General features: G+C 41.1%; 4 protein-coding genes. All 4 read left to right on the top strand.

Features of this window, described 5'->3' with window-relative positions:
• Positions 1-36: 36 nt before the first annotated feature.
• Positions 37-1689, top strand: a complete 1653-nt coding sequence (gene panP, locus V7K27_RS27300; RefSeq protein WP_334951461.1) for a pyridoxal-dependent aspartate 1-decarboxylase PanP — start codon at positions 37-39, stop codon at positions 1687-1689.
• Positions 1690-1731: 42 nt separating this feature from the next.
• Positions 1732-6414, top strand: coding sequence for a type I polyketide synthase (locus V7K27_RS27295; RefSeq protein WP_334951460.1), 4683 nt, complete (start codon positions 1732-1734; stop codon positions 6412-6414).
• On the top strand, positions 6407-11074 hold the full coding sequence (locus tag V7K27_RS27290; protein ID WP_334951459.1) for a type I polyketide synthase: 4668 nt from the start codon (positions 6407-6409) through the stop codon (positions 11072-11074). The genes V7K27_RS27295 and V7K27_RS27290 overlap by 8 nt, the downstream gene beginning before the upstream one ends.
• Before the next feature lie 317 nt (positions 11075-11391).
• Positions 11392-15486 carry an amino acid adenylation domain-containing protein gene (locus V7K27_RS27285; RefSeq protein WP_334951458.1) on the top strand — a complete coding sequence of 1365 codons (4095 nt, stop codon included), beginning with the start codon at positions 11392-11394 and terminating at the stop codon, positions 15484-15486.
• Positions 15487-15489: the final 3 nt, after the last annotated feature.

Genomic DNA, 15489 nt, shown 5'->3' with positions numbered 1-15489 from the left:
AATAGAGCAAAAACCAAATTATTACAACAATATAAAATGACATTAAGCAAACAAGAAATGCCAAACCAAAGTTATCTTTTTGAGACTGAGCAAGCCTTGAATTGTGAGATTGAAGAACAAGTGATGCAACTTTTTGCTTCATCTAGTCAAGCAAGCTCTATTGAAGAAGAAATAGATGAAATAACTAACAATTTTTCCCAGAGTTTTTTAAGCAAAAGTGATCCCAACACTGATATTAAATTAGACTCTTTAGTAAGCAATTTCTCTCAAAGTCAAATACCTATTCAACCCGCTAATTTTGAAAGCTATCTCAAATACTTAGGCAACAATGTTGTAGCTCATTCAATACATACATCCTCGCCACAATTTATCGGTCACATGACCTCGGCGCTTCCCTGTTTTGTGCGCCCTGTTGCCAAACTGATGACGGCAATGAACCAAAACGCCGTCAAAATAGAAACAGCTAAAGCCCTAAGCTTCTGTGAACGTGAAGCTTTGGCGATGTTGCATCGACTAATTTACAACTTTTCTGATAGTTTCTACGCTCAACATATTCAAAATAACCTAAGTACACTGGGAATCTTGGTTTCCGGCGGAACAGTAGCGAATATCACGGCACTCTGGTGCGCCCGAAATGCTGCTTTGGGAGCAAAAGATGAGTTTGGTGGCGTAGAAAAAGAAGGTTTAGCTGCGGCCCTAGATTTCTACGGCTACAAAGGAGCAGTAATTATTGGCTCTGAGTTGATGCATTTCTCTTTTGATAAAGCTGCGGATTTGATGGGTATTGGTACACATCGTTTGATTAAAATTCCCACTGACAGTAACAATCGAGTTGATATACAAGCACTACGCCAAGCCGTTGTGGAGTCTCGTGCCCAAAACCTGCTTATTATTAGTGTTGTAGGCGTTGCTGGCACCACAGACTCAGGTGGAGTGGATTCGCTTTTCGAGATTGCAGAGATTGCACAAGAAGCGAATGTTCATTTTCACGTAGATGCTGCTTGGGGTGGACCACTGATTTTTTCCCAACAACATCGCCACAAGCTTGCTGGTATCGAACAGGCTGATTCAGTGACCATTGACGGACATAAACAATTATATCTGCCAATGGGCATTGGTATGGTCTTTTTCCGCGATCCACATAAGGCGGGAGCAATTGAAAAGCAAGCAAGCTACACCATACGTAAGGGGTCATTTGATTTAGGCAAACGTGCTTTAGAAGGTTCTCGACCAGGGATGGCTTTATTTTTACATGCTGGGCTAAATCTGATTGGACTTAAAGGATATGAATTTTTAATTGATGAAGGAATTCGGAAAACTCAATATATGGCAGATCGAATCTGTACTAAGCCGGAGTTTGAGTTATTAGAAGAACCTGATACAAACCTGCTGCTCTATCGCTATATTCCAGAGCCATTGAGAGAGCTTGTGGACAAAAAACAGTTGACTGAAACCGAGAATAAGCTTATCGATGAATTTAATGAACGCTTACAAAAAACCCAGCGCCAAATAGGTCGTACTTTTATCTCGCGAACTACAAAAACAACTACCAGATTTGGCAAAGAAATTCCGATCATTGCTTTGCGTGCAGTACTTGCAAACCCGCTAACTACTGAAGAAGATATCGATGCGGTTTTAAATGACCAGATTCAGATTGCTTCAGAGATTGCATGGCATTTTGATTGTTAGTTTAGCATCACAAGTACTGAGGAACCAAATATTTTTTAGTTTATGAATGTAATCAATAACTTCAATAACTTAAATGAGAAAGACGAAATAGCTATCATCGGTATGGCTGGTCGTTTTCCTGATTCTCAAAACGTTGAGAGTTTTTGGCAAAACATCCGAGATGGTGTAGAGTCTATTTCTTTTTTCACGGATGAAGAACTAGTATCTGCTGGGATAAATCCAACATTGCTGAATGATCCTTTGTACGTAAAAGCAGGTGCTGGACTAGAAAATATAGAGTTATTTGACGCTTCATTTTTTAATTTTTCTCCTAGAGAAGCCGAAATTACAGACCCACAACACCGTCTTTTTATAGAATGTGTTTGGTCAGCGTTAGAAAATGCTGGCTACGACTCCCAAACCTATAGTGGTCAAATTGGTCTTTTCGCTGGTGTAGCTGTAAGTAACTATCTACTTTCAAACTTATATCATAACCGGGATTTGATGCAATCAGTAGACAGCTTCCAAATTTTAATTGGAAACGACAAAGATTTTCTGCCCACACAAATTTCTTACAAGTTAAACCTCAGAGGACCGAGCATCAATGTTCAGACTGCTTGCTCCACATCATTGGTTGCTGTCCATTTAGCTTGCCAAAGTTTGCTCAATGGTGAAAGTGATATTGCTTTAGCTGGTGGTGTTTCCATAAGAGTGCCACAAAAAACTGGTTATCGCTATCAAGAAGGAGGGATTAAATCTCCTGACGGACACTGCCGAGCTTTTGATGCAAAAGCTAGAGGAACTACTGTTGGCAGTGGTTTAGGTGTGGTAGTATTAAAAAGATTAGAGGATGCGATCGCCGATGGTGACTGTATTCATGCGGTAATCAAAGGCTCATCTGTCAATAACGATGGCTCTTTAAAGGTTGGTTACACAGCCCCCAGTGTTGATGGTCAAAGGGAGGTCATTTTAGAGGCGCTTGCCTTAGCTGGAGTCGAACCTGAGACTATCACATATGTGGAAGCACATGGTACTGGAACTCCGTTAGGAGACCCCATTGAAATCAAGGCTCTCACACAAGCTTTTCGTGCCAGCACGAACAAAAAAGGCTTTTGTGCCATTGGTTCGGTAAAAACCAATGTCGGACATCTGGATACAGCAGCTGGTGTGACTGGCTTAATCAAAACGGTCATGGCACTGAAAAATAAACAGATACCGCCCAGTTTGCATTTTGAACAACCCAACCCTGAGATAGATTTTGCCAATAGTCCTTTCTACGTCAATACCAGATTATCACAATGGAAAAGCAACGACACTCCTCGCCGAGCAGGAGTAAGTTCTTTTGGTATTGGAGGAACTAACGCTCATCTCATCTTGGAAGAAGCCCCAGTTGTTGAACCCTCAAGTAGTTCCCGCCCTTGGCAATTGTTGCTGCTTTGTGCCAAAAGCAGTACAGCCCTGGAAACTACCACAGCCAACTTAGCGACTTACCTCCAGCAACATCCTGAGATTAACCTGCCGGATATGGCTCACACCTTGCAAGTGGGTCGTCGAGCATTTGACTACCGCCGCATACTAGTTTGTCATAATCAAGATGATGCAGTCGAAGTGCTGACATCCCAAGACGCACAACGTGTTTTTACTTCCCATCACAAGCCCAGTCACCGTCCAGTCATCTTCATCTTTTCTGGACAAGGAGGACAATATGTGAATATGGCGCGGGAACTGTACGAAATTGAACCCACTTTCAAAAAATATGTTGATACTTGCGCCCAAATTCTTCAACTCCATCTGAATCTTGACATCCGTCATATACTCTTTCCAGAGGAACAACTCCTTGAAGCAGCTACTGAAAAATTACAACAAACAGCAATCACCCAAAGCGCACTGTTTGTGATTGAGTATGCCTTAGCACAGTTGTGGATGGAATGGGGAGTGCGTCCAGAGGCGATGATTGGTCACAGCATCGGGGAATATATCGCCGCAACAATTGCAGGTGTATTCTCTCTAGAAGATGCTTTAGGGATTGTGGCAAAAAGAGGACAATTGATGCAACAATTGCCCAGAGGGAGTATGCTTGCTATTCCACTTGCAGCAAAAGATGTCCAATCTCTTTTGGATGTACACAGGGGAGATGGCGCATCTGTAGAAATAGCAGCTATCAACAGTCCATCCTCATGCGTAGTTTCTGGTTCAATTGATGCTATAGACAGATTCCAAAAGCAATTATCTTTACAAGAAACAGAATGTCGGCTGTTGCATACATCTCATGGGTTTCATTCTGTGATGATGGAACCAATCTTGGCAGCATTCGTGCAAGCCGTGAACAAGGTGAAGCTAAACCCACCACGTATTCGCTTCATTTCCAATGTGACTGGTACGTGGATTACAGATGATCAAGCAACAAATCCCACTTACTGGGGTCAACATCTGCGACAAACTGTCAGATTTTCAGATGGAATATCTCAATTGTTACAACAGTTTGAAGGTATTTTCTTAGAAGTAGGTCCGGGGCGAACATTAAGCACATTAACAAGGCAACATCTATTGCCAGAAGCAAAACAAATTGTGCTAACTTCTTTAGCTCATGCTAAAGAAAAACAATCAGATGTTAGCTTTTTGTTACAGACATTAGGTCGGCTATGGTTATTTGGTGTAGAAATAGATTGGTCAGGATTTTATACTCACGAGCAGCGTCATCGTCTGCCTTTGCCTACTTATCCCTTTGAGCGACAAAGATACTGGATTGAACCTAAAAAACAAGGAATTGATCAGCCGACTACTCCAGTGTCACTCGGTAAAAAACCTGACATTGCTGACTGGTTCTATATTCCTTTTTGGAAACCATCTTTACTGCCAGCACGGCTCGATCACAAGGAACTAGCAGATGAATTATCTTGTACTTTAGTGTTTATTGATGAGTGTGATTTAGGTAATAAACTGGTTCAACACTTAAAACAACAAAACCAGGATGTCATTACTGTAAAAGTCGGAGGTGAGTTCACCAAACTCAACAAGTGCCAGTATACCCTTAATCCTCAAAACAATTATGATTACGATGCCTTAATCAAAGAACTTCTCACACAACAGAAGTTGCCAAAAACAATTGTTCATTTGTGGAGTGTCACACCTGTTGATAAGAAAGAATTAGAACTTGAAGAAGTTGACAAAGCTCAAGAAAGAGGATTTTATAGTTTGCTATTTCTTACTCAAGCTTTGGGAAGACAGAAAACTACAGATGATTTTCAAATTATAGTTATTTCTAACAGCCTACAGTCAGTCACAGAAACTGAGGTGCTTTGTCCAGAAAAAGCAACTTTACTTGGAGCAGTTAATGTTATATCTCAAGAATACTCGAATATCAGTTGTCGGAGTATTGATGTTATCCTTCCTGTTAGTGAAAGTTGGCAAGAAGAAAAACTCACAGAAAGATTAGTAGCAGAATTGACAGTTCCGACCTCTGACAAAGTGATTGCTTACCGAGGTACTAATCGCTGGGTACAAACTTTTGAGCCAGTGCGCTTTGATGAAGCGAAAATTGTCAAGACACGATTAAGGGAACAGGGAGTCTATCTAATGACAGGTGGACTCGGAGGTATCGGACTTGTGATAGCAGAATACTTGGCTAAAACTGTACAAGCAAAACTGCTGTTGATCGGACGTTCTGCTTTCCCCAATCGAGATGAGTGGGAACAATGGTTGCTTACTCATGATGAAACTGATAGCACGAGCCGCAAGATTCAAAAAGTGCAACAACTCGAACAACTGGGTGCAGAAGTTTTGGTGGTAAGCGCTGATGTCAGCAATACAGAACAAATGCAAAAGGCGATCGCCCTGGCTCAACAGCAGTTTGGTCAACTTAACGGTGTCATCCACGCTGCTGGAATTCTTAGAGGCAAGTCTTTTGCAGTTATTGAAAAGATCAGCAAAACTGATTGTGAGCAGCAGTTTAAACCAAAAGTAGATGGACTCTTAGTATTAGAAAAAGTTTTGCAAGACAGAGAGCTTGATTTTTGTTTATTGCTGTCTTCTGTGTCATCTATTTTAGGAGGATTAGGATTTGTTGCCTACTCAGCAGCCAATCTCTTCATGGATGCTTTCGTACACCAACATAATCAGAATCATCCTATCTCGTGGATCAGTGTCAGTTGGGATGGCTGGCAACTTGAAAAAGAAAATAAACAAAGTACATCTGTGGGCACAAGTGTGGCGGAATTAGCTATTAAGCCAGAAGAAGGTGTCAAAGCTTTTCAAAAGATTTTGAACTGGTGTGAATTTAATCATGTTGTTATCTCGACTGGAGAACTTCAAGCTAGGATTGCTCAATGGATTAAGCTGGAGAAAGTAGTTAGGCAAGAAGCAAATTCATTATCACTCCATCCCAGACCTGATTTAGAAAATATCTACATAGCTCCCATAAATGAAATTGAGCAAAAGATTGCTAATATCTGGCAAGAAGTTCTGGGGATTAAAGAGGTTGGCAGGAATGATAATTTCTTTGAATTAGGAGGAGATTCACTACTGATAATTCAGGTTCGCAGTCAACTTGTAAAAACCTTAAACAAAAATTTATCGATCGCTGACCTTTTTGAGTATTCAACTATAGGTGCTTTGGTGGAAAATCTCAGCGGAAAACAGATTGAAGAACCAACATTTCAGGAAGCTGATGAACGCGCCAGCAAAAAAGAAGCGGCTATGCAAGAAAAAAGACAATTAATGAAACAAAGGAGGAAGGCAGATGGATAATCAACAAATCCACGATTCCATCAAAGGCATAGCCGTAATCGGTATGGTCGGTCGTTTTCCTAAAGCCAAAGGTGTTGATGAATTTTGGGAGAATTTGTGCAATGGACAGGAGTCCATTTCTTTCTTCAGTGATGAAGAATTAGAAGATTCAGGCATAGACCGAGCATGGCTGCGTGACCCTCAGTACGTAAAAGCTGGTGCTCGTCTTTTTGATATTGAAATGTTTGACGCTACCTTCTTCGATATCTCGCCAAGGGAAGCCGAAATCATGGACCCGCAACACCGTATTCTCCTTGAGTGTGCCTGGGAAGCGCTGGAAAATGCTGGTTATGACCCCGAAGCAGGCAAAGGATTGACTGGTGTTTATGTGGGAACCAACCTGAGTAGCTATTTTCTCAGGAATTTGAATTCCCACCCTGACCTCATCAAATCAATGGGTCTTTCAACTGTACTAAGCAATAGTCAGGATTATGCAGCTACACGCGTTTCATATAAATTGAACTTGAAAGGCCCAAGCATCAACATTGGTACGGCTTGCTCCACCTCATTGGTAGCTGTTCACTCGGCCTGCCAAGGATTGCTAAACTATGAGTGTGATCTGGCTTTGGCAGGTGGTATTTCAATACAATCTCTGGAAAAACAAGGTTATTTCTATGAACAAGGCGGTATCAATTCTCCCGATGGTCACTGTCGCGCCTTTGATGCTAAAGCACAGGGAACTATTTTCGGTGACGGGGTGGGCATTGTGGTGCTTAAGAGATTAGAGGATGCCTTAGCAGACGGTGACTTTATTCACGCAGCAATCAAAGGTTCAGCCATCAATAACGATGGTGCAATGAAAGTGGGTTATACAGCTCCTAGTGTAGTTGGTCAAGCTCAAGTTATTGCCGAGGCTGTTGCGATCGCCGGGTTTAATCCAGAGACAATTACCCACATCGAAACTCACGGAACTGGTACAGCCCTGGGAGATCCTATTGAAATTAGTGCCCTTAAGAGAGTGTTTGAAGCTGGTACTAAAAAAAGGGGCTTTTGTGCCATTACTTCAGTAAAGACCAATGTTGGACATCTCAATAGTGCTGCTGGTGTGACTGGCTTAATCAAAACGGTCATGGCACTGAAAAATAAACAGATACCGCCCAGTTTGCATTTTGAACAACCCAACCCTGAGATAGATTTTGCCAATAGTCCTTTCTACGTCAATACCAGATTATCACAATGGAAAAGCAACGACACTCCTCGCCGAGCAGGAGTAAGTTCTTTTGGTATTGGAGGAACTAACGCTCATCTCATCTTGGAAGAAGCCCCAGTTGTTGAACCCTCAAGTAGTTCCCGCCCTTGGCAATTGTTGCTGCTTTGTGCCAAAAGCAGTACAGCCCTGGAAACTACCACAGCCAACTTAGCGACTTACCTCCAGCAACATCCTGAGATTAACCTGCCGGATATGGCTCACACCTTGCAAGTGGGTCGTCGAGCATTTGACTACCGCCGCATACTAGTTTGTCATAATCAAGATGATGCAGTCGAAGTGCTGACATCCCAAGACGCACAACGTGTTTTTACTTCCCATCACAAGCCCAGTCACCGTCCAGTCATCTTCATCTTTTCTGGACAAGGAGGACAATATGTGAATATGGCGCGGGAACTGTACGAAATTGAACCCACTTTCAAAAAATATGTTGATACTTGCGCCCAAATTCTTCAACTCCATCTGAATCTTGACATCCGTCATATACTCTTTCCAGAGGAACAACTCCTTGAAGCAGCTACTGAAAAATTACAACAAACAGCAATCACCCAAAGCGCACTGTTTGTGATTGAGTATGCCTTAGCACAGTTGTGGATGGAATGGGGAGTGCGTCCAGAGGCGATGATTGGTCACAGCATCGGGGAATATATCGCCGCAACAATTGCAGGTGTATTCTCTCTAGAAGATGCTTTAGGGATTGTGGCAAAAAGAGGACAATTGATGCAACAATTGCCCAGAGGGAGTATGCTTGCTATTCCACTTGCAGCAAAAGATGTCCAATCTCTTTTGGATGTACACAGGGGAGATGGCGCATCTGTAGAAATAGCAGCTATCAACAGTCCATCCTCATGCGTAGTTTCTGGTTCAATTGATGCTATAGACAGATTCCAAAAGCAATTATCTTTACAAGAAACAGAATGTCGGCTGTTGCATACATCTCATGGGTTTCATTCTGTGATGATGGAACCAATCTTGGCAGCATTCGTGCAAGCCGTGAACAAGGTGAAGCTAAACCCACCACGTATTCGCTTCATTTCCAATGTGACTGGTACGTGGATTACAGATGATCAAGCAACAAATCCCACTTACTGGGGTCAACATCTGCGACAAACTGTCAGATTTTCAGATGGAATATCTCAATTGTTACAACAGTTTGAAGGTATTTTCTTAGAAGTAGGTCCGGGGCGAACATTAAGCACATTAACAAGGCAACATCTATTGCCAGAAGCAAAACAAATTGTGCTAACTTCTTTAGCTCATGCTAAAGAAAAACAATCAGATGTTAGCTTTTTGTTACAGACATTAGGTCGGCTATGGTTATTTGGTGTAGAAATAGATTGGTCAGGATTTTATACTCACGAGCAGCGTCATCGTCTGCCTTTGCCTACTTATCCCTTTGAGCGACAAAGATACTGGATTGAACCTAAAAAACAAGGAATTGATCAGCCGACTACTCCAGTGTCACTCGGTAAAAAACCCGACATTGCTGACTGGTTCTATATTCCTTCATGGAAACGTTCCTTACTACCTCATTCAACCTCTGCATCTGGCGAAGAAATAGGGAATGAAGGATGGTTGTTGTTTATTGATGAGTCTGGGGTTGGTTCTCAGTTAGTTAATAGACTTCAACAGAGTGGTAAAAATGTCATTGCGGTGAAGGTGGGAGAGCAGTTTACCAAATTGAGTGAAGGAGTTTATGCTATTGATCCGCAAAACCACAATGACTATGATGCATTGTTCAAAGAACTGTTGAGATTAGGTAAAATTCCTCAAAATATTGCTCATTTATGGAGTCTGAGTACTTTTGAGACTCGGCAATTAGGTGAATATTTTGAATTAAACAGTTTGTTGTTTTTAGCCCAGACTCTTAGTAGTCTCAAAATTAGCGATCGCTTGCAAATCTGGGTTATATCGAGTGAGATTCAGGAGGTTAATGGTAATGAGATTATCGACCCAGAGAAAGCAACGGTGTTAGGTTTATGTAAAGTTATTCCTCAGGAATATTCCAATATCACTTGTCGGAGTATTGATGTTGTTTTAACGAACCGCCAAGACGAGTTCCGCCCTGACCGCAAAGTATCCATCGCCAAGGATGCAGAGAGAGGAGGAAATTGTGAAAGTCATATTATTGACCATTTATTCAGTGAATTTACGGATTTTTCGCCTGATTTAGTTGTTGCATATCGCGATCGCTACCGTTGGGTGCAAACATTTGAGCCAGTACGTTTAGAGTCAGCAGTTGAAGAAAAAATACCACTTTTGAAACAAGGTGTTTATCTATTTCCTGGGGGGCTGGAAAGTCTTGGAGTTGTCTTAGCCCAATATTTGGCAAAAACTCTACAAGCAAAACTCATATTTATCGAGACTTCCACTTTCCCAGAAAAGGAGGAATACTTGCAATGGCTTGAAACTCACAATACTGAAGATGAGGTGAGTCATAAAATCCAAACACTGCAAGAATTAGGGGATTTGGATGTAGAAGTTTTGGTAGTGCGTGCAGATACAACTAACTATGAACAAATGCACCAGAGTCTAGCACCTGAGAAAATTGGTCAAATTCATGGAGTTATCTATTCAACTGGAAGAACACGCGAAAATATATTTGGCTCGATACCAGAAATTGGTCTGACAGAGTTAGGACAACTGCTTGATTCTCAACGTCAGAAGATGACTGTATTAGAAGAAGTCTTAGAGAATAGAAAGTTAGATTTTTGTATCATTCTTTCTTCCTTATCTTCCATTTTGGGAGGATTTGGGTTAGCTTTATACTCAGGAGTTAACCAGTTAACAGATACTTTTAGTCAGAGACATAATCAAACTAACTCTTTGCCTTGGAAAGTCATAAATTGGGATAAGTTACAACTCAATGCAATCCCAGAACAAAAAACACTTGGACAAGCATCTGGGATGGAATTAGCTATCACCGAGACAGAAAGTGTAGAAGTATTTAAACGGATACTTTCTTTAGCAGAGGGAACTCAGGTTGTTGTTTCCACAGTAGATTTTCAAGCTAGGTGCGAGCGTACATTTCATCTCAACTCTCTACCAGATTCAAAATCTTCCAGTCAAGTAGACTCATCCTCAAGCTATTCTAGACCTAACCTTGGTAATTCTTATGTTGCTCCGACTAACGAATTAGAAAAACAAATTACCGAAATCTGGCAAGAAGTTCTAGGAATTGCACAAGTCGGTATTTATGACAACTTCTATGAATTGGGAGGAGATTCCTTGATTGCAACTCAACTTGTTTCTCGATTGCGAGCAAACTTTCCAGTGGAATTACCACTGCGTGACCTTCTACTCCAAGCAATGATACCAGCTAAACAGGCAGAAATGATGGAACAACTTTTGTTAGAGAAAATTGAAGAATTATCTGACGAAGAAGTAGAACTTCTTTTGGTTAGTAAGTCGTAGTGTGGCCGTTCCTCCTACTATAATTCTTATCCACTTATCGCAATCCTAAATAAGAATGTGAAATTCTTTATGAAAAGAAGTGAGGTTTAAAACCTTGCCCGCAAGTGGCGCGAAAGAATCATTGTTTCCCAAGGGAGGTAGAAACCCCACCGCGAAGTGTCTGTCTGTCTTTAATTTTGAATTTTGAATTTTGAATTGATTCATTCTCTCTGTGTCATCTGCGGTAGCCGCTACACATCTACAAAAAATTTACTTTACTACAGACAAGATGCCTAAAAGACAAATCATGACTTAATAATTACAAAAAACTATTAACAATGGATAAAAAATACTCTAACTTATCACCCGCCAAAAAAGCCCTTCTAGAGAAATGGAAGGGAGGTAATTTTCAAGCTGATACGATTCCCAAGCGACAAAGCTCGAACAATATTCCCTTGTCTTTCTCCCAACAAAGGCTATGGTTTATTGACCAACTTTATCACGGGAGTTCCTTCTATAATATTCCAAGCGCCTTTCATTTAGAAGGGTCACTTAATATTACGGCACTCCAGCAAAGTCTTAATGAAATTATCAAGCGGCATGAGGTTTGGCGCACGACTTTTGTACTCATAAATGGAGAGCCAGTGCAGGAGATTGCACCGGAATTAATTTGGGAACTACCTATTATCAAGCTGGAACATTTATCTGGCAAAAATTGGGAAGGAGAGGTTAAACAATTTGCAGCCGAGGAAGCCAAAAAACCCTTCAATTTAGCGACTGGACTTCTCGTCAGAGCAACTTTACTGCGCTTGGGTGAAGAAGAACACATTTTCCTTTTGACTATGCACCATATTATTACGGATGGATGGTCTATTGGTGTGTTCTTGGGGGAGTTGGCAAAGCTGTATGCAGCTTTATCTACAAATCAGCCTTCTCCTTTACCTGAACTCCCTATTCAGTATGCAGATTTTGCAATTTGGCAACGCGATCGCTTACAAGGTGAACTACTCAAAACCCAACTCAATTACTGGAAACAACAACTCAGTGGTGAATTACCTGTCCTACAGTTACCAACAGACCGTTCCCGACCAAATGTTACCACTTTTACTGGAGCTAAACAATATTTTACCTTCTCCAAAACCCTGACAAATGCACTAAGTCAATTCAGCCAGCGAGAAGATGCCACTTTATTCATGACTCTGCTAGCAGCATTTAATATATTGCTATACCACTACACAGAGCAAGAAGATATCCTCATTGGTTCTCCAATTGCAAACCGGAACCGAGCCGAACTAGAAGGAATGCTGGGTTTGTTTGTGAATACTTTGGTGTTGCGTAATAACCTCACTGGCGATCCCAGCTTTGGCGAACTTCTACATCGAGTACGTGAGGTAACTCTGGATGCTTATGCACATCAAGATTTACCTTTCGAGATGCTTGTAGAAGAATTGCAACCTGAGCGAGACTTGAGCCGGAATCCACTTTATGAAGTGATGTTTGTCCTGCAAAATAGCCCAATGTCGGTGCAAGAAGTTTCTGGTTTAACCTTGCGTACTTTGCAGTTTGATAGCGGTACAGCACAGTTGGATATTTTCTTATCAATGTCTGAATCTCAACAGGGATTAACAGGGTTTTTGGAATACAATACAGACATTTTTGAGGATGCAACAATTACCCGATTTATTAGTCATTTCCAAACTTTATTGGAACGGATTGTTACAAATAAAGAGCAACATATTTCAGAATTATCACTACTGAATGTTAAAGAGCGATCGCAACTATTATTCGAGTGGAATCATACTTATGCAGATTATCCTCAAGATATCTCTCTTCATCAACTATTTGAGCAGCAATTAGAGCGTTCGCCTGATGCATTAGCCTTAATTAGCCAAACAGAACAACTAACTTATCGCCAACTCAATCAGAGGGTTAATCAGCTAGCTCATTATCTACAAAGACAGGGTGTCACAAAAGAAACTCTTGTCGCCATTTGTCTGGAACGTTCACCAGAAATGGTCGTGGGGATTTTAGCTGTTCTCAAAGCTGGCGGTGCATATATTCCCCTCGATCCAAGTTATCCGATAGAGCGCCTTGGCTTCATGCTCTCTGATTCTCAAGCATCGGTGTTAATCACTCGACAAGAGATATTAGAAACACTCCCAGCTTCTTCAGCTAAAACTGTTTGCTTGGACATCCACAAAAACGAAATTGCTGAAGAAAGTGAGGAAAATCTTATCAGTCCGTCAAAAGCTGATAATCTCGCCTATATTATCTACACTTCTGGCTCAACTGGAACTCCTAAAGGTGTTCTCGGAACTCATCGCGGTACAGTCAATGGCTTACACTGGTTGTGGAAAACCTATCCTTTCAGATCAGGGGAAGTTTGTTGTCAGAAAACAGCCATTAGTTTTGTAGACTCAGTATGGGAAATTTTTGCTCCCTTACTTCAGGGTATACCCACTGTTATTATTCCAGATGCAGTTGTACTAGACCCACAATTGTTCATAGAAACCTTAATACATCACAAAGTTACGCGGATTGTACTTGTCCCCTCACTACTGCGTTTACTCTTAGATAATTATAGTCATCTAACTAAGAATTTATCGCATTTAAAACTCTGGATAACGAGTGGAGAGGCGCTGTCTGTTAACTTAGTCCAAACTTTCTTCCAATTGATGCCATTTGCAAAGTTGATAAACCTCTACGGCTCATCGGAAGTTTCTGCTAATGTTACTTACTATGACACGAGTTTATTACCAAAACAAGCAACTAGTATTCCTATAGGTCGTCCTATTGATAATACTCAGGTTTATGTATTGAACAGCCATTTGCAACTAACACCTGTGGGAGTTGTTGGTGAACTATATATTGGTGGTGATGGACTAGCAAATGGATATTTGCATCGGACTGAATTAACTCAAGAACGGTTTATTAATAATCCTTTTGTCCCAGGAAGCAAACTTTATAAAACTGGTGACTTGGTGCGCTATCTTAACGATGGAAATCTTGAGTATTTTGGTCGCCGTGATGACCAAGTAAAAATCAGAGGTTTCCGCGTGGAATTAGGAGAAATTGCAGATGCGATCGCACAACATAAAGATGTGCGAGAATCTGTTGTCACTGTCCAAGATGATCCTCAAAGCTCAAAGCGTCTGATTGCATATGTCGTCACTGATAGGGAAGACATCATATCACAATTGTTGCACGACTTGCAACGGAAACTGCCGAATTACATGATACCATCTGCTTTCGTGGTATTGGATGCTCTGCCGCTCACACCCAATGGTAAAATTGACAAGCGATCGCTTCCCATTGACAATAGTATCCAACCAAACACTACGAAATCCTTCGTTGCTCCCCGAAATTTTACAGAATTAAGTTTGGTGAAAACTTGGGAAAATCTCCTGAATATTAATTCGATTGGGGTAACAGATAACTTCTTTGACTTGGGTGGTCACTCGTTTTTAGCTGTACGCTTAATGGCTCAAATTCACGACCGATTTGGGCACAATCTTTCCCTGTCTACTCTTTTTGAAAACCCGACAATTGAAAAACTAGCGACTATTGTCAGTCAGCCATTCCGTGAGAGTTCCAATTCTCATCTGGTCACAATTCAGTCAAATGGTAACAAGATTCCTTTCTTCTGTATGCATGGCGCTGGTGGAGGTGTTAATGCTTACTTTAAATTGTCCAGAAAACTTGGTGAGGACTATCCATTTTATGCATTACAAGATCCTTCCTCTGAAGAGGAACCAGAAATTATTTCCGTAGAGAAGACAGCATCTCGCTATCTGCAAAAAATTCGTCAGGTACAACCGAATGGTCCTTATCTTTTAGGGGGTCATTGTTACGGTGGTGTCCTTGCTTTTGAAATAGCGCAACAATTGCAAAGGCAGGGTCAAACGGTAGGCTTGTTAGTTGTCATTGACGCTATATTACCAGAAACTGTTATTAAACCAGCAGAAGATGATGATGCAAAATTCTTACTCCGCATGGCTGAATCCATCAAAACTAACAATAATATAGACTTTTCTCTTCCTTTTGAGGAACTGAGAGATTTACCAGTGGATGAGCAATTTCATTTGGTGAATAAAAAAGCTAATTTCATCTTTAGCGATACAGAGATGAAGAATTTTCTCCGCCATTACAAACTTTTCAAAGCTCATGTCCAAGCCATGCGAGATTATGTTCCGCACGTTTATCCTCACTCCATGACTCTATTGAGAGCAAAAAAAGACATTATTCATGACTTTGAAAATCCAGAATTTCATACAGATGACCCCTTGCTAGGTTGGGGTAAATGTTTCAGCCAACCGATTGAGGTGGTTGAAGTTCCAGGGGATCATTTCTCGATATTCATCGAACCGAATATTCAAGAATTAGCCAAACAGTTGAGAATTTCTATTGATAATGCTCTCTATAATGTAGTATAAAGG

Origin of the sequence: Nostoc sp., assembly GCF_036919575.1 — a bacterium.
In the GTDB taxonomy this organism is placed as follows: Bacteria; Cyanobacteriota; Cyanobacteriia; order Cyanobacteriales; family Nostocaceae; genus Nostoc.
The sequence above is the reverse complement of the archived record's forward strand: the minus strand, read 5'-3'. Positions and strand labels throughout refer to the sequence as shown.

Excerpts from the sequence above, each read along its gene's own strand:
- panP (WP_334951461.1), top strand. The coding sequence starts at position 37 with ATGACATTAAGCAAACAAGAAATGCCAAACCAAAGTTATCTTTTTGAG.
- V7K27_RS27295 (WP_334951460.1), top strand. The coding sequence starts at position 1,732 with ATGAATGTAATCAATAACTTCAATAACTTAAATGAGAAAGACGAAATA.
- V7K27_RS27290 (WP_334951459.1), top strand. The coding sequence starts at position 6,407 with ATGGATAATCAACAAATCCACGATTCCATCAAAGGCATAGCCGTAATC.
- V7K27_RS27285 (WP_334951458.1), top strand. The coding sequence starts at position 11,392 with ATGGATAAAAAATACTCTAACTTATCACCCGCCAAAAAAGCCCTTCTA.